This window comes from Nostoc sp. DedQUE09, assembly GCF_034530915.1.
Taxonomy (GTDB): Bacteria; Cyanobacteriota; Cyanobacteriia; order Cyanobacteriales; family Nostocaceae; genus Nostoc.
In genome coordinates this window covers 21,397-46,227 of record NZ_JAVRCE010000016.1, presented here as the reverse complement: position 1 = coordinate 46,227, position 24,831 = coordinate 21,397, and the positions used below count along the sequence as shown (strand labels likewise).

Genomic DNA, 24,831 nt, shown 5'->3' with positions numbered 1-24,831 from the left:
GCCTCCTATTTGCTGCCTACTTTACAACAGACGTTGCAAGCGACTCAAACGCTCTGAGTAACTTCTCATCACCTCTATAGCAAACATGGGTGTTTCCTGAACGGCAAACAGAAACCCTTTATCATCAAGGAAAACCAGTTTGCTATCCACCTTGGCAATAGCTGTGTAAGTTCTATTTTTGACTCCTACAAGTACCCCAACACCAAAAACTTCGCCTGTTTGAATGGTTTCTACAACCTTGCCATTGACTAATATATCTATCTGTCCTTCCAAAATGCCGTACATATTATCACCAGGCTGTCCTTCTTCAAAAATGACTTGACCTGCTGAAAATGCTTGAGGGTCGGGTTGTTTTTGAAAGATACCGACTGTTACAACAGGACTTAACATTAGAGCAACCCCGAAATTCTTTGTTTTTGAACGAAATCTTTTGATAGCTTTAGGCGAACCCAGAAAAGTATACTACTTTCTGCTGATAAACTCTCAATCTCCGCAAAATTCCTGATTAGTCTCTTAATCGCCTAGAAACTTCTCCCTGGTTTTACTACGCAAAACCTTCCCTCTCGCTCGTCGGAGAGAGACAGTTTTACCCCACCCTAACCCTCCCCTTGGAAAGGGGAGGGAACTAGATTTTCTTGTTTCCCCCCAATGCATCGGGGGGATTAAGGGGGGTAATTTGACTTGTGTAGACCGTAGCAAAGTTGCGAGAGGGGCTGGGGGGAAGGTCAAATAATACTTATCAAACTCACGTTCAAATAGTGAATTTTGGATTTCAGGCTATCTTCTATAATTAGTAAAACCTGCACACCTAATTCTAGGCATGAGACTGTGACCGAATCAGGAAGTTACAAAGATACTGTCAACCTACCCAAGACTAACTTTGATATGCGGGCAAACGCCATCAAGCGTGAGCCAGAAATCCAAAAATTTTGGGAAGAAAATAAAATTTACGATCACCTCTTTGACAAGAACCCCGGCGAATTATTTATACTGCACGATGGGCCTCCCTACGCTAATGGCTCACTCCATATTGGTCATGCCTTAAATAAAATTCTCAAAGATATTATTAACCGCTACCAAATATTACAAGGGCGTAAAGTTCGCTACGTCCCTGGTTGGGATTGTCACGGATTGCCAATTGAGTTAAAAGTTTTGCAGAACATGAAGTCAGCAGAACGGCAAAATTTAACATCTTTACAATTGCGGCAAAAGGCGAAAGAATTTGGACTAGCAACGGTAAACGACCAGCGCCAAAATTTTAAACGCTACGGTATTTGGGGTGATTGGGAAAACCCTTATCTAACTCTGAAGCCGGAATATGAAGCGGCTCAAATTGGCGTGTTTGGTCAGATGTTCTTAAAAGGTTACATCTATCGCGGTTTAAAGCCCGTTCACTGGAGTCCTAGTTCTCATACCGCTTTGGCTGAAGCTGAGTTGGAATATCCTGAAGGTCACGTTTCCCGCAGTATCTATGCAGCTTTTGCAATCACAAGTTTGGCGTCAGCTGTAAAACCAGTGTTGGCGGAATATCAGTCAGATTTGGGTGTGGCTATCTGGACAACTACACCTTGGACAATTCCGGGGAATTTAGCTGTGGCAGTGAATGCAGATTTGAATTATGCAGTGGTGGAAGTGGAACCCCACCCCCCAAACCCCTCCCCGCAAGCAGGGAGGGGGAGTGAGGAAGTTTCTTCCCCCTCTCCGTTAACGGAGAGGGGGACTGAGGGGGTGAGGTTCCGCTATCTCATCGTTGCTGCTGATTTAGTGGAACGTTTATCTTCAACTTTGGGAGTTGAGTTAACTGTAAAAGCCACGTTCAAGGGGAATGATTTAGAACATACTACTTACCGTCATCCTCTATATGACCGTGAAAGTCCGATTGTTGTCGGCGGTGATTACATTACTACTGAATCGGGTACGGGGTTGGTACATACTGCCCCCGGTCATGGTCAAGAAGACTACATTGTTGGTCAGCGTTATGGTTTGCCCATCCTTGCACCAGTGGATGACAATGGCAATTTTACCGAAGAAGCGGGACAATTTGCGGGGTTAAATGTGCTGGGTGATGGGAATCAGGCGGTGATTGATGCATTAAATGCGGCTGGTTCTTTGTTGAAAGAAGAACCATATCCCCACAAATATCCTTATGATTGGCGGACGAAAAAGCCGACAATTTTCCGCGCCACTGAACAATGGTTTGCTTCGGTGGAAGGATTTAGAGAAGAAGCATTAAAAGCGATCGCCACGGTAAAATGGATTCCAGCCCAAGGTGAAAATCGGATCACGCCAATGGTGGCGGAACGTTCCGATTGGTGTATCTCTCGTCAGCGCGCTTGGGGTGTACCCATTCCCGTTTTCTACGATGAAGCCACGGGAGAACCACTGTTGAATGAGGAAACTATCAACCACGTCCAAGGAATCATCGCCGAAAAGGGTTCCGATGCTTGGTGGGAATTATCAGTTGAGGAATTATTACCCGAATCTTATCGTAATAATGGTAAGTCCTACCGCCGGGGTACAGACACAATGGATGTATGGTTTGATTCTGGCTCATCTTGGGCAGCTGTTGTCCAACAGCGTCCAGAGTTACGCTACCCTGCTGATATATATTTGGAAGGTTCCGACCAACATCGCGGTTGGTTTCAATCCAGTTTGCTCACCAGTGTAGCGGTAAATGACATTGCGCCTTACAAAACTGTACTAACTCACGGCTTCGCTTTAGACGAACAAGGGCGAAAGATGAGTAAGTCAGAAGGAAATGTAGTCGATCCAAATACAATCATTGAAGGTGGAAAAAATCAAAAAGTAGAACCGCCTTACGGTGCAGATGTATTGCGATTGTGGGTATCATCGGTTGACTACTCCGGCGATGTTCGCATTGGCAAAAACATCATTAAGCAAATGAATGATGTTAGAGGGAAGATTCGCAATACGGCGCGGTTTTTGTTGGGTAGCTTGGATGATTTTGACCCAGAAAAAGATGCAGTTCCGTTCGAGGAATTACCAGAACTTGACCGTTATATGCTGCACCGCATCACCGAAGTGTTTGAAGAAGTAACCGAAGCCTTTGAGAGTTTCCAATTCTTCCGCTTTTTCCAAACAGTGCAGAATTTCTGCGTGGTGGATTTATCCAATTTTTATTTAGATGTTGCCAAAGACAGGCTGTACATCAGTGCAAAAGATGCTTTCCGCCGTCGCAGTTGTCAAACGGTGCTGAAGATAGCAATAGATAATTTAGCACGAGCGATCGCACCAGTACTATCCCACACTGCCGAAGATATCTGGCAATATCTCCCTTACAAAACACCTTACAAATCAGTGTTTGAAGCTGGTTGGGTGCAGATTGAAGAAAAATGGCGTAATCCAAAGTTAGCAGAATTTTGGTCAGTGCTGCGACAACTCCGCACCGATGTGAATAAAGTGTTGGAACAAGCCAGGATAGAAAAACTCATTGGTTCTTCTCTGGAAGCGAAAGCTTTGATTCACATACCTGACAAACAATTAAGTGATGCTATCAAAGCCTTTAACCCTGTGAAGGGTAACGGGATTGACGAACTGCGGTATTTATTGCTGACTTCCCAAGTGGAATTATTAGATTCTGCTGAAGGATTGCAAGGATTAGAATATACAGCGCAGACAGAAGACTGGGGAATTGGTGTAGTGAAAGCAGATGGGCAAAAGTGCGATCGCTGTTGGAACTACTCTACTCATGTGGGAGAATCAGCAGAACATCCCCTAATTTGCGAACGATGCGTTGCAGCTTTAGCTGGAAAGTTCTAAAAGCAAAAATTCCACGGTAGGAGTGAAAAAGAATATAGAGACGAGCAGTGCTAAGTCTCTATTAGAGTTCTGTATAATATTATGTCCGGTTAGATTACTAGTTAAACCCGAATCACCCCATCCCCAACCCCTCCCCGCCTGCGGGGAGGGAGACAAAGCACAGCTTTGGCGGGGTGGGGTTCTTTTATTATCGCTAATTTGGCGGACATGATATAACGCCTATTTAATTTCTAGGAATGTCTTTTTAACTGGATGAAGTCTGCACAAGCGTAGTTCGCTTGTATAGGCTAGTACAGAATGGCGTAAATAAACATACCATTTCAAATGGCGCAAGAGCTTGGAATATAATTCTTTTGACTTTTGACTTCCGCCTTGCAGGACTAGTCATTTCCAGAAATTACGCAATGGACACAAAGTTAAATATTTAATTAAATTAGGTTGCGGTCAGCGACTTAAAAAATATTTTACGTAATACCCATTCTGGTTATTTCGTATTATGCAGAAGTTCTAAATGTAATATACTTTGGTAAAAAAAAATTGGGTATTATCACTGAATCCTTATCAGTGTTTTCACTGTATTATCTTCTGTGAAAGAGCTAAATAGATACATTGTTAAAAAAATCTAAAGGTATGGATTAATACGTATAATTTAGTTTAAAACATCCATTAACTCAATCAAAATTTAAGAGATACAGAGATATGTCAAATAAAGTTGCTAAGGAATTGGCTGATTTTCTGGTGCAAATAGAACAGCGATCGCAGCTTCATGCAGGCTATCCATATAATTTAAGTTGTGATTACAGTGCGATCGGCAAATTTTTCAATTTTCTGTTAAATAATGCTGGAGATCCATATATTGAACCAGATTTTGGTCTCCATTCTCGTAAGTTTGAACAAGAAGTATTATCTTTTTTTGCCCAACTCTATAAAATTCCAGAAAATCAGTTCTGGGGTTATGTTACTGCTGGCGGAACTGAAGGTAATTTATATGGAATGTTCTTAGCAAGAGAAATCTACCCTAATGGTATTCTTTACTCATCACAAGACTCTCATTACTCCATACCAAAAGCAGCAAAATTATTCCGCATCCAACACAATGTTGTTAACTCACAAATTAATGGAGAGATGAATTATGAGCATTTTGAAAAACTCATTAGCGAAAATCGTAATTATCCTGCGATCCTAAATTTGAATATTGGGACTACTGTCAAAGGCGCAATTGATAACTTAGACAAAGTTATCGAAATTTTAGAGCGCAATCAAATTAAAGATTACTACATTCATTGTGATGCCGCCCTTTCAGGATTAATATTACCCTTTCTAGATGGCGCTCCACAAGTTAACTTTCAAAAACCCATAGATAGTATAGCTATTTCTGCTAAATTCATTGGTTCACCCTTGCCTTGTGGTGTGGTTTTAACCAAGAAAAAATGGGTAGAAAAAGTTGAAACAGAAATTGAATATATTGGTTCATCAGATACAACCATTCTGGGTTCTAGGAACGGTCATACCCCTCTGATTCTTTGGTATGCAATAAAAACCAGAGGTTATGATGGATTAGGCAAAGAAGCAAAAACCTGTATAGATAATGCTCAATATCTTTTCCAACAACTTAAAATCAGAGAATATCCATGTATGCTCAATAAATTTTCCAATACCGTAGTGTTCCAAAAACCTTCTCAAAAGTTAATTAAAAAGTGGCAGTTAGCAATTTATGAAAATTGGGTACACATTGTAGTCATGCAAAATATCGATCGGCACAAAATTGATACTTTTGTTAACGAGCTTTTGTTAGAAGAAGGGTTACTTGATAACGTAGAAAATTTCCAGCTACAATCAGCGCTACACTAAAAATAGATTGTCAAGTGAAATCAATCGCCCAGTTTGGGAAGGTGTTTCTCTAAACAGAATTTCCTGCCAAGATTTTATCTTTTTAAAAAGTTTTTTCCGCACAAGTTAGCAGCAAGTAGTATTTCTACCTCTGCCCGTTCCATAGGTGGTAAGAAGAAATACCCTTGCCCATAATCACATTGTAAAGCCTTCAATTGTGCTAATTGGTCTACAGTTTCTATGCCTTCTGCTGTTACAGACATATTTAAATTATGGGCTAATGTCACAATCGCTCGAATAATTTCTAAATTTTCTCCTCGACTACCTATACTGGTGACAAAAGAGCGGTCAATTTTAATGGTTTTAATTGGTAGGCGATGTAGATAACTTAAGGATGAATAGCCAGTCCCAAAATCATCCATGTGCATCTCCACATTCAGCGCTGTTAATTGGGAAAGCACATTAGTAGCTAATTCAAAATTATCCATCAACAAGCTTTCAGTAATCTCCAATTTCAAAAAGCATGGCTCCAGTCCAGTTTGCTGCAAAATATGTTTAACCTGTTTAAACACATCAGGTTGCGTAATTTGTTTACCAGAAAAATTTACGCTAATCGTCAGAGGTTGTGAGGTAGGAAATTGTTTATGCCATTTGTGCATTTGGTAACAGGCTTCATAAAGCACCCATTGCCCGATACTCACAATCATTCCAGTTTCCTCAGCCAAAGGAATAAAATCTTGAGGGGAAATAAGTCCTCGTTCTGGATGATACCAACGTATCAGTGCCTCAAATCCAATAATTTTGCCAGTTGTGAGTGAAACAATGGGCTGGTAATTAAGGCGAAATTCTTCTTGCTTTAACAGCGCATTTCGCAGAGCAGTTTCTAACTCTAAAAGCAAAGCTGCACCCTCGTGCATCTTTGGATCAAAAACCTCATAACGTGCCTTACCAAGTGATTTGGCACAATACATTGCCACATCGGCATCGCGTAAAATCTGCGCTGCTTGCTCATAATCTGCTCTACTCAAAGCGATGCCAATACTAACATTAGTAAACACCCGATGCTCATTTAATTGAAATGGCAAAGCTAGCACCTTTTTAATTCGCTCGGCCACCTGTATTGCGGTGTTGATATCCTCAATTTCCTCAATTAAGATTGTGAACTCATCTCCACCAAAACGAGCTACTATGTCTTCCTCTCGCAGAACTGACTTTAGCCGATGAGAAATTGCAATCAAAAGTTGATTTCCTAGTAGATGTCCAAGGCTGTCATTAACAACTTTAAAGCGATCTAGGTCTAAGAATAAGACGGCAAATAAATAATTATTTTGCTGTTTAGACTGTTCTATTGCCTGCTGTACCCGCTCCATAAATAATCGTTGATTAGGTAATCCAGTTAGCCCATCATGAAGACTATTGTGCAGTAATTGTTCTTGTGCTTCTTGACGTTTAATAATGTCTTGTTGAAGTTGTTGATTAACTCTAATAAGCTCAATAGTGCGCTCTAGCACCAACTGCTCAAGTTGATAACGATACTGGACTAACTCCTCCTCTGCTAGCTTCCGCTTAGTGATGTCACGAACAATAACAATATACTCCCGTAGCAGAGAATTAAATGGCTGGGAAATCGTCGATTCAACAATTCGCAAACCTTGGTTAATTTTCAAGCTTTGCTCGCTTCTAGTAGACCATTGCTCCGGTTTGCCGCGATAGCATATTAGAAGTTGATTCAATTTTTGCCCAAGCAACTGCTGAATACTTGTTTGAAATAATTCTTCAGCAGCAGCATTTGTCTGAGAAATTGTCCCGTCTTCATCTAATACTAAAACAGTATCTGGAACGGTATCGAGAGTAGTGATAAATAGGTTTCTTGCTTGTTTGCGTGCTTCATCAATAGCAATAATTTGTGGTAAAGTTGTCCAACAAGCGATCGCAACCCCTGTAAAAGAAAGCGTCACCAATAAAATCGCCAAAAAAGAATTTTGAGGATGGTTAGAAAGTCTATCTAAAAAATCGCGAATAACCCAACTGATTGTGGCAGTAATACAAATCAATGATACTAAAACAATCACTTGTAATACTACAAAATCTGGATTATTTTTACTAGAGTTAGTATCGTAATGCTGTGTCCACCAATTTGGCTGTAATGGTGCAAATCTTAAGCGACGTAGCACTAAATCTCCAATCAGTAAAATAATAGGTAATAATAATCCCGTTAAGAAATCTCTCCAGTTCCAAGCTAAACCTCCCACTATTAGAACTATCGCTTCTACCAAGAAAAAACCGAGTGACCACCAAGGCCATAATATGTGTGGTTTACCACGACACATCCATAATCCCAGATGTAGACCCATAATAGACATGAGATAACAGGTACCTGCTACTGTGACAAGTTGAGATATATTTCCCAAATTTAGACAAAGCAAACTGAGTAGAAAGGTAACTAAAATAGCAGGAACAAGGACACCTTGACGGGAAACTAATGCAAATATAGGAGAAAGCTGTCTGTCTAAGGCAAGCTGGTATAATATCCGAGGAGAGTTGGAAACTGCTGTAGCAGAACTTAGAAGGCAAGATATAGTAATTAGAAGTGTTACTAGAAAAGGGGCAGATTCACCCCAAAAAGGTTTAGAAGCTTCTACTAGATTTAAAAACGCATCCTCACCTATTGTTGAATTTGGAGTAGAACACATCAATACCCAAGAACCACCTAGAAATACCGGAGGAATTAACCAAGCAGCTAGGGTTAAAAACTTTAAAGTTTTATATGGATGGCGACTATCAGCAATAAAAGAAGAAGTGGTTTCACAAGCATAAATTGAATAACTAGCTAGAAAAAACCATTTTGCCCATTCTTGAAAGCTCAAGCTATGTGTGCTAGTTGGAAGAAAACTAAAATTAGCAGATGAGAAGACTAACCATAATACGCCTTCAACACAAAATAATAACAGTAATAAAATTGCTGGGAATACAAAAAATAAATGTAGAAGCGCCAAAGCACGGGTGCCACTGAACGCTAAAATAAAAGGAATCGCTGTAAATAAAATTTTTAATAAAGTTTCTGGACAAGAAATACCTAATGGTTCAAAATTGACTTTAATTAGGTTGGTGAGAATAATCGCATACAGTGCAGGTGCTGCTGCCCAGCTAAAAAAGTATCCTAATGCTACGTAACGTCCTAAGCCAGGAAAGTTCTTTAATAGCCTTGTCGTATAGTTTGGCGTTCCTCCAGCAACATCTGACCAATGCCTACCTAGACTTTGTACCTGTAAGTTAAGCAAAAAGGAAATAATCGTGCCAAAAAACCAAACTAAGATAGCTTTCGGCCCTAACGCTGCATGAATGATAGGGGCAGTACCAATCCATCCAACATGACCAGTTAACCCGAAGCCCCAGGTTTCGAGATAACTCAGAGTCCGTGGTAGGCGCATTAGCAAGTGCTGATTGTTCTCCGCCCGTGCAGAATCGTTAATAACCATTGTTTCTTAGTGAAATTTACTGACCTTTTCACTCAATAGCTGAATCTCACCAATTATAGCTTCCGTATAACTGCTGAACTTAAAAAAAGGATAACTTATTTGTTACTGAATTGGGGATTTGAGATTTTAGATTGACCTTATGCCTAAAGAGTTTTCTTGAATAGAGAATTTTAAATTGGGGATTTGAGATTTATTTCATATAGCTTGTTTCTCACCGAGTAAGTATAAATTCTCTTTCTTCAGGTCTTAGAAAAATTGAAAGGTTCAGATTTGTGACCTACTTAATAGACATAGATATCTCCAAAAATAAATTATTCATTACCTGAAACCCTTGTAAAGACGTAGCATCCCTACGTCTTTACATATATATCTCTAATTTAATAAATCGGAAATCATGTTGTTCATCAATAGACCTCTTGCAAAAATATATTTTTGCACTCTTAGGGAAAAGGAAAAAGGTTAAAGGGAAAGGATTTTGAGTTTCTTTACCCTTTTCCCCTTCCCCTTATCCCCACCTTCCCCTTTACCCCGACAAATGCCAAGAAGTCTAATGATTAACTAGAGCTATAGCTTTTGCAACAATTCTTGAGTTAACTGAAAGAAAGCTTTTGAACCTGCTGATTGGGGAGCATTTAAAACAGCAGGTATAAAACTATCAACAGCCTTAGCAACGTTGACATCAACTGGTATTTGTACCTTACAAATTTTTTCGACACCGAAATCTTCTACAACGCGGTGCATGACTTGTTTATAGTATCTGCCAGTGAGCAGGTTAGCGCTGGACATGCTAAATACAATTCCCAACATTTTTATATCTATCTTAGTTTCATGTCCGTGACTATCTTTTAATTGGGCAATCCGTCTTTCTAGCAGTTGAATACCTACTACAGATAATGGTTCTGGTTTCGCAGGAAGTATGTAGAAATCACTGGCAGCTAAAGCGCTACGAGTAAGTAAATTATAGCCAGGGGCGCAATCGAGAAGGATAAAATCATATTCTTGACTTACTGGTTTTAAGATGTTATTAATTAAAACTCTTTCAAAGCGATTCCAAATCGTTTCAAAGTCCTGTTCACCCAAAGCAGTAGCTTGTTGATGCAGCATTTCTGAAACAACAAATTCATCATATAAATCGATGTCTCCCGGTAATAAATCTAGTCCGGGAAGATTACAAACCTGGGATTGAATAATATCCTGAATTGTAAGTTTTGCTTGGGGGTTTGGATTGATAACTTCGTCTATCAGATACCTAAATGTCTTACTTTGTTTACGAAGCTTGGCAAAATCTAAAGGCGACATCAGACTGAGTGTGGCACTAATTTGGCTGTCTAAATCAAGTACAAGCACCCGCTTGCCATGATTTTTAGCTAAACAGGTAGCTAAGTTGACGGTGAGGGTGGTTTTACCAACACCACCTTTCATATTGGCAGTAGCGATTACATATCCCATTGATTGAGTCCTCTATTGACGCATTCCCACTTGTAGTCTGTCAAGAAATAATTAAGGGGTGCGGATTGTTTTCTAGTTAACGCTAAAGCACAAACTACGAACCGATCAAATCAAACTTGACAGACTACTAGGTAGCGTACACCTCTGCTGATATCTTAAATCTTCCATTAAATTTAATATTTTCGGAAATTCAAAAGAGTGATTTTAGCGATGTCTACTCGATAGAGGCAGCAATATGTAGTTGGATGTTTACCTGGAATCGAGCTACCAGCCTTCTTTACTCCATAATGAAAATCTTGGGCTGAATGCTGTAACAGCGATCGCTCTCATCAAAGCAATTATAGAGGTATTGACAAATACAGTAGCCTTAAATCAATTGTGAGAAAATAGTAGTGTTGTGAATATAACTAAGTATTGGGTGCAAAATGTGGATGCATTTGCTAATTGAATTGAACGAAGCCGATCGATAATTTCGTGAAATCAAAGGCGCATTTACACACAAACTTATAAGGTAATTAAAATGACTTACGATTCAGAAGATGTAGAACAAATCCTGCAAAAAGCACTCACTCGTAAAGACAAAGGTGAATTTTCACGAGAACAGCTTTTAGAAATGGCATCTGAGTTAAATATTTCTTCTAATATTTTGGAAACAACAGAACAAAAGTGGTTAGCTCAACAAGAAGAAGAACGTTCACGACACACATTTAATGCTTTCCGACGCAGAGCCTTTTGGTCAAACTTTGTTTCTTTTCTGGCGGTGAATTTATTCCTCATTATTTTAAATTTAATCACTAGTCCTAGTTATTTTTGGGCTATTTTCCCAGTATTAGGATGGGGGTTAGGACTCTTTTTTCATTGGTGGAGTGTTTATCAAAGTAAATCAGAGGATTACGAGATTGCTTTTCAGAAATGGCGTACACAAATTTAACTTCTTCTTTAACGATCAATCTTAGATATTTAGCGATCGCTGTTGTCTAAATTTGTACCTCCTTCTAGATAAAATCTTCCCATGAACTACTCACATTCACCGCCAGGGGTGAGTGTGAGCTTTGTAATTTATAGGGAATTGCCTCTGACTTCGCAAAATAGGTAAATTTGGGCAACCTTAAACTTAAGGAGTTGTGTAATCACGCCCTTTGATCCTTATCCTTGTGCTTGCCAATTTGCCAAAATAGAGCTGTAGGCTAGAATAACTACGCTTTAAGAAGCTTGATTGCCTAAACTCAGGAGCAAGGGTCGGCTAGTTAATAAGATAAAAGGAAGGCAGTATGGATAACAACAACTGGTTACAACAGCTAATGATGGTGGGTCTTGGTACAACGTCTATAGTCGCAGAAAAATTGCGGCAAGTCAGCGATGATTTAGTCAAAGACGGTAAACTGAATCCTGAGCAAGCTAAGGCAGTAATAGATGATATTGCCCAGCAGTTAAAGTCGGAACAGGGAAACTTCGATGTGCAAATGCAACGGCAAATGCGAAATATGATGCAGGATTTGGGGGTGGCTCGCCAATCAGAAGTGGACGAGCTGAGGGGTAGAATTGACCGTTTAGAGCGTCAATTACGCGATTTAGAAAATAAGCTTTGGCGTTAGAATGCCCTTTCTGATTTAAACTAAATGTGTCCTGTTGGTAATCTTTTTGCCAGGATACCTAAGTAAGGAGAACTGATTTTGAAACCAATTTTCCTCAGCGTGGCGTTCATGCTGGTGTGTGTTGTGCTTTTGGTTGTGGGGCAAGTAGGCAGTAAACAAAATACTGCCATTGCTGCCGAGTTAACCCAAACGCCGCCAGTATCCACAACTGTAACTGAAAACAATATCTTAATTGCGAGTAATACTATGTCTGATGCTAATGCCGTAACCACTCCTTCTGGATTAAAGTATGTGGAGTTAAAAGAGGGGACTGGGGCGACTCCTAAACCTGGACAAACGGTTGAAGTTCACTATGTCGGCACTCTAGAAAATGGTACTCAGTTTGATAGTTCACGCGATCGCGGCCAACCCTTTAGCTTTAAAATCGGTGCTGGACAGGTAATCAAAGGTTGGGATGAAGGACTTAGCACCATGAAAGTAGGTGGTCTTCGTAAGTTAATCATCCCATCTGAGTTAGGCTACGGCGCTCGTGGTGCTGGTGGCGTGATTCCACCCAATGCAACTCTAATTTTTGAAGTGGAATTGCTGGGAGTTAAATAGGAATTGGGGCATTGGGTATTGGTTTTTCCCAGTCCCAAGTCCCAAATTCAATAGCTAAATTTTTAAATTTTGAAACTTTGTAAACTGTGGATTAAACAAAAGTTTCGCAGTACCTGTAGGGCCGTTACGATGTTTAGCTATAATTACTTCTGCAATGCCGCGATCGGGAGTATCGGGAGAGTAGTACTCGTCGCGGTATAACATGATTACTAAATCCGCATCTTGTTCGATCGAACCGGATTCTCTCAAATCAGATAACATCGGACGCTTGTTAGTGCGTGCTTCTACCCCGCGACTCAACTGAGATAAAGCAATAACTGGTACAGATAATTCCCGTGCTAAACCTTTGAGTTGACGCGTAATTTTTGATAATTCTTGTACGCGATTATCACCTGCCCCTTCCATCAATTGCAGGTAATCTATTACAATTAATCCTAATTCAGTTCCTATTTCAGCTTGCAGTCTTCTTGACTGACTACGCATTTGTGTAACTGTAATATTTGGCGTGTCATCAATATAAATTGGCATCTCGGAAAGGATACCAATGGCACGGCTTAAAGGTTCCCACTGCGTTTGACTCAGGCGGCCAGTTCGCAAATAACTACTTTCAATTTGTGCTTCACTAGCTAATAAACGTTGCGTCAGTTGCTCTTTTGACATTTCCAAGCTAAAAAAAGCAACTGGTAATTTATAAGAAGCGGCGATATTATGAGCTAGATTCAGACAGAACGCGGTATTGTGAACACAGATATCATTGGCGACAAAATTGTGTGTTTCTGGGATTGTTAAGTCATAAACTTGTTTGCATCCCATCGATTCAATCGAAACTATTTCATCCCAATACACATCACTCGCTGCTAACTGTTGAAGTGGCGAATTTTCTAAAGTACTTGCTAATATCCAAAGCCTTTCTCGTGTTAAAGCACGTTTCCCAACATGGATATTTGAATATCCTTGAATTCCGGCACGTTGAGCTAAAAGAGTCCAAGGTTCATTACCTTTAGCTGTTGTTATCTGTTCCCAAATTTCTATTGGAATGAGGTCACGATTTGTTTGATATCTCTTTTTAGCTATTGCATCTGCGACCTTAGTTAATGCCTCTTCTTTGCCAAAAATACCAATTTCTGAGATAAAATTTTTGATACTCTCGGCATCAGTAATATCTAATTGCCAAGCTTGTCTGTGAGTGTCTTTATATTTCACAGAGCGTTTTTTCAGACTGGCAATAATTCCAAATCGCAATAACAAATGTTGTATTTGTCTAGCTAATTTTTCGCTGACAGTACAGTAGCCTAACTGCGATTGACCGCTTGTAAGTAATGCAGCCCATCCATCGGTTGCAAACAAACGATTGAGGAATAAGGAAAGTTGCGATCGCTCCAATTTAAAAATAGCTTGCGGAATGATTTTGGCATCAGCTTTTTTGCCCCATAGTCCTATGTTTTCCAACCATGTTGTTAAAGGATTCTTTTGCCCTTGAGACATAGCTGCATAGAGTATTGGGGTGCGTTCACTCCTAATTTCTATCCTAACTTTCAACTTGGGTGAAAAGCTGGTAACAGCGTATGTGAAATCATTTTGGATGCGAGAGTTAATATTAGTAAATTCTGGTGTTGAATCTGTTAAGCACCCATCACCTATGAAATATGCCAATAATTTAACTTCACACTCGCGGATAGTTTCTGTACCAAATACATTAAGTTTACGAGCTACAGCAATTTTATCCCCTACTCTTAATTCTGAAAGTTGTCGCCATCCATTGATGGTTAAATAAGGATGGGTGATAGTACTTTCAATATATCGTCCTAAACGAGTAGTAACACTAAAAACTGGTTTAATGCCGTCATTAACAAAGGCTGAAGCTTGAGTTAAATGAAACTTCCAATCATTTCCTAAAGTTATTAACTCAGCTTGCCGACGATGGTATATTTCTTTAATAGTTGAGATACTCCCGTCACTCAAAAGTATTTCCACATTTTCATGCAAACATTTCCCCATTGATGGTCTACCAGCGATAATAATCAAATCTGAACGCTGAAAGCCGCTAGTCATGGCATCTAAATCATAAAATCCGCAGGGAATTCCAGGTAAGGCAATACCTTGGTTTCTATCTTCAATATCCTGGAAATTATTAATTAGAGTATCAGAAATGTGAACTAAACCCGATTGGGGACGCTCTTGAGTAACACCGAAAACTTTCTGTTCTGCTTGATCTAAAACTTGTGGTAACTCGGTTTCTGTTTCGTAACCAAGATGTACAATTTCATTGCCAGCTTTAATTAACTGTCGCCGCAGGTATTTTTCCATCACTAACCCTGCTAAGGCGTCAATGTTCACGGCTGACACTGTACGGTCTACCAGAGTTGCTAATTTATTTCTACCACCAATGCGGGCTAGCATTTCATGGTCGGTCAGCCAACTTGTGACTGAGAGTAAATCTGTGGGTTTGCCTTGAGTGTGGAGCCTCACAGCCGCTTGATAAATATCTTTGTGAGCGCTAATGTAAAAAGCTTCGGGAAGGAGGCGATCGCTAACTCGACTAATCGCTTCTGGATCTAGCAAAATACCCCCCAAAATCGCTTCTTCCGCCTCAATATTTTGTGGTGGGAGGCGATCGCTACCATCGCCTTGAAAACTCAATTCTTCAGCCATAAACGATTTTAGTTTTGAGATTTTGCTAGAGACGCGATTAATCGCGTCTGTACAGGAGTTAGGAGTTAGGAGTTATTCACTTTTACTTCCCTTGCTCCCTCATCCTCATCCCCCACATCTTTGCGTCGCTTTGTCCCTCTCCTGAGTTAGCTAGCGACTACTTGAATATCAACTTGCGCCGCTACTTCCGAATGCAGCTTAATTTCGGCTTGATAAGTACCAAGGTGGTTAATATCGGGGATGGTAATTCCACGCCGATCGATTTCCTGACCGGTGGCTGCCTTAATTGCATCTACAACATCTTGGGTGGTGATAGTACCGAAAATTGCTTCGTTTTCACCAACTGGCTTGGCAATTGTCAAGCTGCCAACTTTTTCTAAAGATTCTTTTTGCTCAAGAGCTTGTTGTCTGAGTTCTAATTGCCGTTGACGCTCTTGTTCACGACGACGCTCTACTTGCTTGAGAATACCAGGGGTGGCATTGGTTGCCAATTTTTGGGGAATCAGATAGTTACGAGCGTAGCCAGGAGCTACTTCCACTAAGTCACCAGATTTTCCCAGCTTGCTGATATCCTGATTTAAAACTAACTGCACGCGTTTCGCCATCGTTTTTCGTTTTTCCTGTAAAATATGATTAATTTGGGTGGGTTTAAGCAGCATAGCTCACTAAAACAGTGCTTTTAGCAGTATTGAGCCAGTGCTGAGTAAATAGTCCTCAATAACGAGTGTTTTTTCAGAACTTAGAACTCCTGAAATGAGTATATTGTCTCAAGTAGCTTTGCCCATACCCTAAAGCTTACAGATCCTAGCGAAAGGAAGGGTGCGATCGCAACTATTAGCGCTAGAAAGTTGGATAAATGGGATGAGGGAGCAGAGGAGGCAGAGGAACAGAGGAGCGGGGGAGCAGGGGAGCAAAAGATTAAAAGTTAAATTCTTTACTTATCCCAATGCTCTTCAGGAGTGCTGAGTGCTAAGTGCTGAGTTGTGAATCTCACTGATTTACTCGGAACTCAGAACTCGGAACTCGGAACTGTTTTGCCCAATGCCTAATGCCTAAAAGTTATTTTTCATTTCCCGTATCCGCGCAAAGGTTTGCACTCCATCACTACCTTTAACGGTTGATTGTAATGATGGCTGATCCCAACGTAAAAAGGGATTTGTTCGCTTCTCCATTCCCAGCAGCGAGGGTATGGTAGCTTCTCCTCGACTACGGTAAGTTTTCACTTCATTGAAACGTCTTTGTAAGTCGGCATTGTCGCCATCCACAGTTAGGGCAAATTGCAGATTTCCTAAAGTGTATTCGTGGGCACACCAGATACGCGTATCATCTGGTAAAGAGCGCAGTTTGCTTAAAGAATCCACCATCTGGGTTGGTGTTCCTTCAAACAAGCGACCGCAACCGCCAGAAAATAAGGTATCGCCGCAAAATAAATCGCCTGTCTCACCAGATTTTTCGGGGGGAAAGTAGTAAGCAATGTGAGCGCGGGTATGTCCGGGAACAAAAATAACTTCAGCTATGCGATCTGCAAACTGGACGCGATCGCCTTGTTTCAAAAACACCTGCTGTCCCGGAATTCGCCCGCGATCTTCGACGCCACCGTAGACTGTTAGTTGCGGGAAGTGTTCTATTAATTGCTGATTTCCACCTATATGGTCATTGTGGTGGTGTGTGTTGAAAATTGCCACCAACTCAGCTTTTAACTGTGCAAGTTGCTTTAGTACTGGTTCAGCCTCTGCTGGATCGACAACAGCAGCAATTTGTTGCTGGCGATCCACCAGCAAAAATATGTAATTATCTGAGAGTGCCTCAAGCCTGATTACTTCCATTACTTAATATCTCCCTTTCCAGTAAATACTTTGGAATTTATCAGCAATCTTAAATATCTCAGTGAGAAAAGGTTGAGAAAGCCCATGAATACTATGATAGTATACAACCGTAATAATACTTAAAATACACTAAGTAACTATAAATTATAATCTGGGCATATCAGTAAAATTTCTCTGGGAGGAAGTGTAAAAGCTAAGTTAGATTTATTCTGTTATTTTTGCCCTAAATTTTCTGATTTACTCAAAAACCCAAAATTCAGTAATCAAAAAATTTTTATTTGTACATACTTACTAACTCTTAATACAGAACTTTATAGATTTACTTTGGGTTATTTATAAAAGATAGATGTTAATAACGAAAACATAGAATAATCAATCATGGTAAAAAAAGATGAGCTTTCCAATTTTTTCTTTGCAGGTTCATAGATGAAGCTAATCCATACAACTAGCTGGTATTTTCCAGATTCATCAGGTGGTGTTGAAGTATACTTAGATTCACTACTGCATGGCTTACAAGTACATGGACTAGAAAGTGTTGTTGCTGCTCCTCAACAAGGTAAAGAGGAAGATACTTACGAATACAATGGCATTTCAGTTTATCGTTATCCTGTTTTTCCTAACCCCAGTAAGATACAGGTACATAAACAGCTACCCCACGGAGGCTTTAAAACTTTTGCTAATTGGCTAGAAAACAATCGAGCCGATGTATACCATCAACATTCATGGCGATTTGACTGCGGTTTACATCATCTTGCTCTCGCCCGCCAGTTAGGGATGGCTACTGTTGTCACCGCCCACATGCCTGAGCCTATATGTCTGCGTGGTACAATGATGCGCTGGGGCAAAGAACCTTGCGATGGGCTGATTGATTCTGTTAATTGTAGTCAATGCTTGGAAGTACCAAAGCAAGTAGCACCTTGGATGCTCAAGGCTTTAAGCCGAGTCCCCTTGGATGTTGGGGTAGCAGCAGAAACAAAATTACTTACCTCTAAAAGTTTTAAGCTACGCCTACTTGGTAAAACTCTTGGCATTCCTACTCTAGTGTCTCAACATAGACGCAATTTGATGCAACTAGCAAAACTAGCCGATCGCATTGTTGTAACAAGTAATTGGCAATACAATGCTTTTGTTGCAAACAACGTTCCTCCCGAAAAACTTACTGTTTCTCGGCAAGGTGTTGCTAACACTTTCAAACGCGAAGTAACACCAAATAAACTACAAAACTCTACATTAAAAATCGGCTTTTTGGGTCGCTGGCAAGAAACTAAAGGGGTACAAGTTTTAGTAGAAGCGGTACATAGTCTACCGAATGATGTATCTGTAGAGTTAATTATTCATGCTACTCATCCGGGGAAATACGGTGCTGCCAATCGTGAAAAAGTTATGGCGATCGCGAGCAGCGATCGCCGAATTCGGATTGCTGAACCACTTTCACGCGAAGCAGTACCAGAGGCATTAGCAGGCTTCGATATCCTCGCAATACCGTCGCAGTGGTTAGAAACTGGGCCCATAGTTGCTTTAGAAGCACAAGCTATGGGTATTCCCGTACTCGGTTCAAATTTAGGAGGAATTGCTGAGTTAGTCCGTCACGGCATCGATGGTTGGTTAGTTCCAGCAAAAGATGTCCAAGCATGGGCTGAAGCGATCGCGACTTTAGCCAAAGACGCCGATTTACTAGCTAAATTACGTCAAGGTATGCAGCTAGTACGTACAATGGATACTGTTGCTTCAGAGATGCTGACAATTTACCATGAAATTTTAAAATTTTCTCAAAAAAACTTTGTATCTTGATGGACTGATACCTTATTTATATGAATAAACAAAATAAAAAATTAAAGGTTTCAATCCTCACGCCTAACTTTTCTAAAGGTGGAATTGACAGAGCATATTTGCTAAGTCAAATTTTTAAGAAATTAAATTATGAAGTAGAAGTATTAGGATTTTTATTTGGAAAAAATATTTATCCAGAGCCACCATCCGATCTAGCAATTTTCTGTCTACCAGGCTGCGATTATCCACAATTATTCGGTTCTGTCAGGCAAATTTTAAATAAGATAGATGGAGATATTATCTGCGCTGTTAAACCAAAACCCACAAGCTATGGAGTAGCTTTAATAAACAAAATCAGCAGCCATAGACCAGTGATTTTAGATATTGATGATTGGGAATTAAGTTGGTATGGTGGCGATGAGTGGCAGTATCGCCCTAATTTGAAACAGCTAGCTAGAGAACTTCTAAAAAAAGAAGGTGCTTTAAGGAATCCAGACCATCCACTTTACTTAAAGTGGATGGAGTCATTGACCAATCATGCTGACGCTATTACAGCAGATACTCAATTCTTGCTGAATCGTTTTGGTGGTATTTATATACCCAATGGCAAAGATACTTGCTTATTTGATCCCCAAAAGTACGATCCGCAAATCAGTCGCCAAAAATATGGTTTAGCTGAATACCGCGTTCTCATGTTCCCTGGTGCGCCTCGACCGCACAAGGGTCTAGAGGATGTTTTAATAGCACTTGATCAGTTACAAGAATCCGACTTTAGGCTAGTAATTGTTGGTGGTAATCCTTACGATAACTATGATGAACAGTTGATTGAGCGCTGGGGACAGTGGATTATTATGCTGCCTCAAACGTCAATAGAACAAATGCCAGAAGTAGTGGCTGCGGCCCATATTGTAGTAGTTCCTCAACGAGATACATCTGTAGCAAGGGCACAATTTCCGATTAAACTCATGGACGGTATGGCAATGGCAAAGCCAGTTGTAGCAACACGAGTAGGAGATATTCCCGAAATTTTAAATGAAGTTGGTTATTTAGTCGATCCAGCTTCTCCAGAACAAATTGCAGAACAAATTAAATTAATCTTTCAGGATTTAGAGGCAGCTAACGAAGTAGGTAAAAAAGCGAGAAATAGATGTTTAGAAAAATATAGTGTAGAGAAAATGGCATCTACTATGGAGTCGATAATTGCCAATTTATAACCAATAAATTAATTGTTCCAAAGTTGATATTCAGCAACTCAAAGCATTAGCTAAAGCATTAATTTATAAATTATGTTAATACTAAGTAAATCAAAATGATAAAAACCAATGTCTAAAGGTAAACTAATCCTAAGATTCGCCAAACCCTATCCAGGTTTAATTATCCTAACGATGCTGTTAGGATTTTCTGGTGCTTTATTTAATGGTGTCGGTGTGACTTTGATTGTGCCAGTAATTTTGAGAATTGTTGGACAACCTGTAGATTTAACTGGTTTTCCTCCGATTCTCAAAGCTGTGATGTTTCCATTTGATAATCTTCCCGAAAATTCTCGGAATTTGGGAATGGCTGGAACAATTATATTTATAATTTTATTAAAAAACTTATCTAGTTATTTTAGTATTTTAACATCGAGTGTTTTCACTCGGAGATTAAATGCGGATATTCGCGAAGCTAGCTTAGAGTTATTGCTAGATATTGATATAGACTATTATTCAAAAACGAAAGTAGGCGATATTATTAATCGCCTTGGTTCGGAAACTGCCCGCACTTCTAGTGCTATCGGGAGTATTATCAATTTAATTATTTTAATAATTACAATTTTAGTTTTCGTTTGTTTATTATTAGCAATTTCTTGGCAGCTAACAATCGCAGCAACAATTTTGTTGGGTTTTATAACATTAATAAATCAATACACAATTAGTAGAGCGAAACAATTTGGTCAACAACTATCAGAAATGTCTACGTCTTATTCAATCAGTGTTTTAGAAACATTGAATGGAATTCGTTTGGTAAAGTCAACTGCCAATGAAGACAGAGAATATCAAAAGATTACCAAATTAATCCGCGATCGCGAAAAAGCAGATTTTCAATCTCAGGTAAACTCCCAAGCGATCGGGCCGATAAGTGAGGTGATGGGAGTTATAGCCTTACTTATGATTGTTTTCTTGAGTAAAACTTTCTTTGCCAACCAGATTTCTTTCATTTCAACAGTACTACTGACATATTTATTAGTATTACTGCGACTCCTGCCTTTGGTTTCTCAGTTAAATAGTCTTCGTAGTAGCTTTGCCAATAGTGCTACTAGCGTAGAAATAGTAAGTGAGTTTTTAAGTCGCGATCGCAAGCCGTTTATGAAAAACGGTAATGTTATCTATACAGAATTAAAAAAAGGAATAAGTTTTAATTCACTTTCCTTTGCCTACCCTAGTCATGAAAAGTTAGTACTAAAAGATGTAAATTTATTTTTACCCCGTGCTACAACTCTCGCTTTGGTAGGTGGTTCTGGTGCAGGTAAGTCAACCTTGGCTGACCTCTTACCCAGATTTTACGATCCTATATCTGGCAGTATCTCTCTCGATGGCATAGACCTGCGTGATTTTGATATAAAATCTCTCAGATCAAACATGGGAATTGTTAGTCAAGATACATTTCTCTTTAATGACTCGGTGCGAAATAATATTGCTTATGGAAGACCTGAAGCTACAGAAGATGAAATTATCTCAGCAGCCAAACGAGCAAATGCTTATGAATTTATTGATAAATTACCTCAAGGATTAGACAGTCAAATTGGCGATCGCGGCGTCATGTTGTCTGGTGGACAAAGGCAAAGATTAGCGATCGCTCGCGCCCTGCTGCAAAATCCGGAAATTTTGATTTTAGATGAAGCCACCAGCGCTTTAGATACCGTTTCTGAACGCTTAGTACAAGCTGCACTCGACGACTTAAGTCGCGATCGCACAACCCTGGTAATTGCTCACCGCCTTTCCACAGTCCAAAAAGCCGATCAAATTGCCGTATTAGATCAAGGACAGGTGGTAGAAGTGGGAACCCATGAGACACTTTTACAAAAAGGGGGTTACTACTCACGCCTCTATTCAATGCAATTTGCCGATCAGACTGAAGTTTCAACCAAAACTAATCCCAGCTTTAACCGCATTTCTCACGAACTGCGTACAAGGCTTAACTCAATGATTGGTTTCCTCGGACTATTAGTTGACGATCTAGTAGACAATTCCCAAGAGCGCCAGGAATTAATTGACCAATCATACAACTCAGCCTTAAGAGTTCTCAACGCCATCGATCTCTTCAGCGATGTAGTGAACCTGAAAATTAACTGGCAGTTATCGTCAGATATAAACCAAAATCAAGATGAACATAACCAGTATCAAAACTTTAGTCATATTTCGGATGAGTTTCGCACGCGTCTCTACCCTCTCATTAGCTCTCTGCGCTTGCTAGCCGATAAATTAGAATCCGAACCCCAAAAACAAAATCTATTAATTGCAGAATCTTATCAATCTGCTATTTACCTATTAGATGTATTAAAACTTTTTGAAAACAAAGTTTAATTTTAGCTAATGTCAGGAACAAAATTACTTATACTAAAATATTGAAAAACCTATCATCCCCAAAAAAATGATAAACTCTTCAAAGAAAAATCAATATATTTTTTACACCGGAGAGCTATCATTAAAACCGGACACAGCACACGAAATTCATGATGTTCTTTGTGCCGACGCAGCAGCTAACTTAGGGTACTCCTCAGTTTTAATTTATCAAGATAAAAACAATTCTTCTGTTAATCTACTATCCCTAATTTATCCTTATAAACCTAAAAAACCCGGCAAACAATTTATAGAATTTTACGATGTTCAAGAAAAGCTCAAAGTTGCGGCATTGCCAATGCCTTGGCCTATCAATCGAGTAGGTGGTAAATTTACTAACTCTAGTACAGTAGTAACTAAATATTATTTACCAGTTCATATCCTACCTCATACTAAAGTTGTGCACACGCGAGATTGGAACTTTGTTAAAGCTGCGGTTAAAAATAAAGTCCCTACTATCTATGAACGTCACTACTTTCAAGACCGAAAATTTGAGCAAGAAATTATCCATAGTCCCTATTTTAAAATAGCCATAACTCAGTCAGAACCCATCCGGCAAAGCCTAATAGAAAATGGAATGCCACCGGAAAAAGTTGTTTGGCTACATAACGGATTCAATCAATCATTTTTAATCAGACAGCCCGAAGAAGCCGAAAGATGGCGGCAAGAATTGCTCATAAATGGACGGAAGCATTTAGCTGTCTATTCAGGCGCTTTGTATCCTTTCAAAGGAGTCAACCTCTTAATTGATTCTGCTAAAGAATTGCCAGAAATTCAGTTTGTAATCACAGGAGGAACAGAAGCACAAGTACAAGCATATCAACAAATAGCCAGAGATAAAAATGTCGAAAACGTTAAATTCTTAGGCTGGATACTTCCACGAGAACGATTAGTCAGCTTGTTTCAAGCAGCTGATATTTTAGTTCATCCTCACTGCGCTGGAAAATCAGCAGATTTCACGAATCCAGTTAAGTTTTTTCAGTACATGGCTGCTGGAACTCCTATCGTTGCAACAGACATTCCACCTTTAATGGAATTCAAAACATCACCTTTGATTGCCAGTTGGTGTACACCAGATAACCCGCAAAAACTTGCCCAATCCATTCAACATACTTTAGAAACCTATCCCAGAAAAATAGAGGGTTATGCAGCTAGTATAGATTTTGCCCAGCAATTTTCTTGGGAGAATAGAATTACTAAAATATTAAGCTACATAGAAGAAGATCGGCGTCCACCAATTTTAGATAACGATACAAAATTTAACTGAGAAATAACCGAATAAATACGATTTATGACTATTAAAACTGTTGGCATGATTAGCAGCTATTCAGGCCTTGCTAAAAATAAAGATTGGTTATGGCAACAAACTCCGCACTACTTTGGTGTTTGGAACAACATCCAAATGTTGAAAATGGCACAAAAGCCAGACTTTATGTTGCTATATCAATTTGATTTTCCCCAAGCACCGCCACAAAAATCTTGGTTAGATAGTTTTCGCAAACAGCAGCAAAAACCAGTAGTAAATGTTGAATCTCTACTGCGTGGTGTCAACAAAGAGCGGATTATTTATTTGCTCAGAGAACCGCCTTTAGATGAGGTTGTAAAAATAACTAATCATAATTATCAAGAAGCCCAAAAGTATTGCGGCTACGTTTCTGGCCCCGATGATTTTGCTCCCGTTCCTGACTATATGCCTGCGATTTGGTATCACTCAAATTCATTTCAAGATTTAAATGAAATGCCACCACCCCCAAAAGTTGCCCCATGTAGTTGGATTACTTCGGGAATTAGCCGCACAGCCAATCATCGCCAGCGTTTAGATTTTTTACAATCTTTGCAATCTAGTGGCATGAAATTTGATTTGTATGGGCGTAACTTACCAGAATGGGCGAACAGTTCCGGAGAACTAAGCAATAAATGGTATGGTATGGCACCATACTATTACAATTTGGCAATTGAAAACTATGCTGATAATAATTGGTATGTGAGTGAGAAACTTTGGGATAGTTTACTTGCTTGGTGTTTACCAATTTATTATGGTGGCCCGGCTGCTGATAAATTACTGCCACCGGGTAGTTTTTTGCGGTTGCCCAGTTTAGATGAAAAAGGCATTGCCTACATCCAAGAAGTGACAGCTACACCTGATGCTTGGTATGCTGCCAAAGATGCGATCGCAGAAGCACGTCAAATCATTTTACACAAATTAAACCTGCTTAACTGGTTATCAAACTTTGTTGAGAAACACTCATAA

General features: G+C 39.7%; 17 protein-coding genes. 11 read left to right on the top strand and 6 right to left on the bottom strand.

The window, feature by feature from the left end; translation table 11 throughout:
* Positions 1 to 21 precede the first annotated feature (21 nt).
* A complete protein-coding gene (locus tag RMY27_RS12890; protein WP_322663706.1) occupies positions 22 to 390 on the bottom strand; it encodes a Crp/Fnr family transcriptional regulator in 369 nt (122 codons plus the stop codon).
* Between the two features lie 438 nt (positions 391 to 828).
* On the opposite strand from RMY27_RS12890, the gene ileS reads away from it, so the two are divergent.
* Positions 829 to 3,780 carry an isoleucine--tRNA ligase gene (gene ileS, locus RMY27_RS12885; protein ID WP_322663704.1) on the top strand — a complete coding sequence of 984 codons (2,952 nt, stop codon included), beginning with the start codon at positions 829 to 831 and terminating at the stop codon, positions 3,778 to 3,780.
* 699 nt (positions 3,781 to 4,479) lie between these two features.
* Positions 4,480 to 5,631 carry a histidine decarboxylase gene (locus RMY27_RS12880; RefSeq protein ID WP_322663702.1) on the top strand — a complete coding sequence of 384 codons (1,152 nt, stop codon included), beginning with the start codon at positions 4,480 to 4,482 and terminating at the stop codon, positions 5,629 to 5,631.
* A gap of 74 nt (positions 5,632 to 5,705) precedes the next feature.
* Here the strand turns inward: RMY27_RS12880 and RMY27_RS12875 are convergent, their stop codons facing one another.
* Positions 5,706 to 9,089: an EAL domain-containing protein gene (locus tag RMY27_RS12875; RefSeq protein ID WP_322663700.1), complete on the bottom strand. Its 3,384-nt coding sequence runs from the start codon at positions 9,087 to 9,089 to the stop codon at positions 5,706 to 5,708.
* 564 nt (positions 9,090 to 9,653) lie between these two features.
* Entirely contained in the window at positions 9,654 to 10,538 is an 885-nt protein-coding gene (locus RMY27_RS12870; RefSeq protein WP_322663698.1) for a ParA family protein, read from the bottom strand.
* Between the two features lie 241 nt (positions 10,539 to 10,779).
* On the opposite strand from RMY27_RS12870, the gene RMY27_RS12865 reads away from it, so the two are divergent.
* The 4 genes from RMY27_RS12865 to RMY27_RS12850 all read left to right on the top strand — a co-directional run bounded on the left by RMY27_RS12865 (position 10,780) and on the right by RMY27_RS12850 (position 12,733).
* Positions 10,780 to 10,920 carry a hypothetical protein gene (locus RMY27_RS12865; RefSeq protein WP_322663694.1) on the top strand — a complete coding sequence of 47 codons (141 nt, stop codon included), beginning with the start codon at positions 10,780 to 10,782 and terminating at the stop codon, positions 10,918 to 10,920.
* Positions 10,921 to 11,058: 138 nt separating this feature from the next.
* Complete coding sequence (locus tag RMY27_RS12860; RefSeq protein ID WP_322663692.1) at positions 11,059 to 11,469, top strand: 2TM domain-containing protein; 411 nt, start codon at positions 11,059 to 11,061, stop codon at positions 11,467 to 11,469.
* Between the two features lie 340 nt (positions 11,470 to 11,809).
* On the top strand, positions 11,810 to 12,133 hold the full coding sequence (locus RMY27_RS12855) for a phasin family protein (protein ID WP_094352173.1): 324 nt from the start codon (positions 11,810 to 11,812) through the stop codon (positions 12,131 to 12,133).
* Between the two features lie 78 nt (positions 12,134 to 12,211).
* A complete protein-coding gene (locus tag RMY27_RS12850; protein ID WP_322663690.1) occupies positions 12,212 to 12,733 on the top strand; it encodes an FKBP-type peptidyl-prolyl cis-trans isomerase in 522 nt (173 codons plus the stop codon).
* Positions 12,734 to 12,787: 54 nt separating this feature from the next.
* Here RMY27_RS12850 and dnaB read toward each other — a convergent pair whose 3' ends face one another.
* The 3 genes from dnaB to gloB all read right to left on the bottom strand — a co-directional run bounded on the left by dnaB (position 12,788) and on the right by gloB (position 17,211).
* A complete protein-coding gene (gene dnaB, locus RMY27_RS12845; RefSeq protein WP_322663688.1) occupies positions 12,788 to 15,385 on the bottom strand; it encodes a replicative DNA helicase in 2,598 nt (865 codons plus the stop codon).
* A 146-nt stretch (positions 15,386 to 15,531) separates the two neighbouring features.
* A complete protein-coding gene (gene rplI / locus RMY27_RS12840) occupies positions 15,532 to 15,990 on the bottom strand; it encodes a 50S ribosomal protein L9 (RefSeq protein WP_094352304.1) in 459 nt (152 codons plus the stop codon).
* Between the two features lie 447 nt (positions 15,991 to 16,437).
* A complete protein-coding gene (gene gloB / locus RMY27_RS12835) occupies positions 16,438 to 17,211 on the bottom strand; it encodes a hydroxyacylglutathione hydrolase (RefSeq protein WP_322663686.1) in 774 nt (257 codons plus the stop codon).
* Between the two features lie 426 nt (positions 17,212 to 17,637).
* On the opposite strand from gloB, the gene RMY27_RS12830 reads away from it, so the two are divergent.
* The 5 genes from RMY27_RS12830 (at position 17,638) to RMY27_RS12810 (ending at position 24,831) form a co-directional block, all read left to right on the top strand.
* Positions 17,638 to 19,002 (top strand): glycosyltransferase, encoded by a 1,365-nt coding sequence (locus RMY27_RS12830; protein WP_322663684.1) that lies wholly within the window; start codon positions 17,638 to 17,640, stop codon positions 19,000 to 19,002.
* Between the two features lie 20 nt (positions 19,003 to 19,022).
* Positions 19,023 to 20,195, top strand: coding sequence for a glycosyltransferase family 4 protein (locus tag RMY27_RS12825; protein WP_322663682.1), 1,173 nt, complete (start codon positions 19,023 to 19,025; stop codon positions 20,193 to 20,195).
* 108 nt (positions 20,196 to 20,303) lie between these two features.
* Positions 20,304 to 22,544, top strand: a complete 2,241-nt coding sequence (locus RMY27_RS12820) for an ATP-binding cassette domain-containing protein (protein ID WP_322663680.1) — start codon at positions 20,304 to 20,306, stop codon at positions 22,542 to 22,544.
* A gap of 67 nt (positions 22,545 to 22,611) precedes the next feature.
* Positions 22,612 to 23,847 (top strand): glycosyltransferase, encoded by a 1,236-nt coding sequence (locus RMY27_RS12815; RefSeq protein WP_322663678.1) that lies wholly within the window; start codon positions 22,612 to 22,614, stop codon positions 23,845 to 23,847.
* Positions 23,848 to 23,871: 24 nt separating this feature from the next.
* Positions 23,872 to 24,831 carry a glycosyltransferase family 10 domain-containing protein gene (locus tag RMY27_RS12810; RefSeq protein ID WP_322663676.1) on the top strand — a complete coding sequence of 320 codons (960 nt, stop codon included), beginning with the start codon at positions 23,872 to 23,874 and terminating at the stop codon, positions 24,829 to 24,831.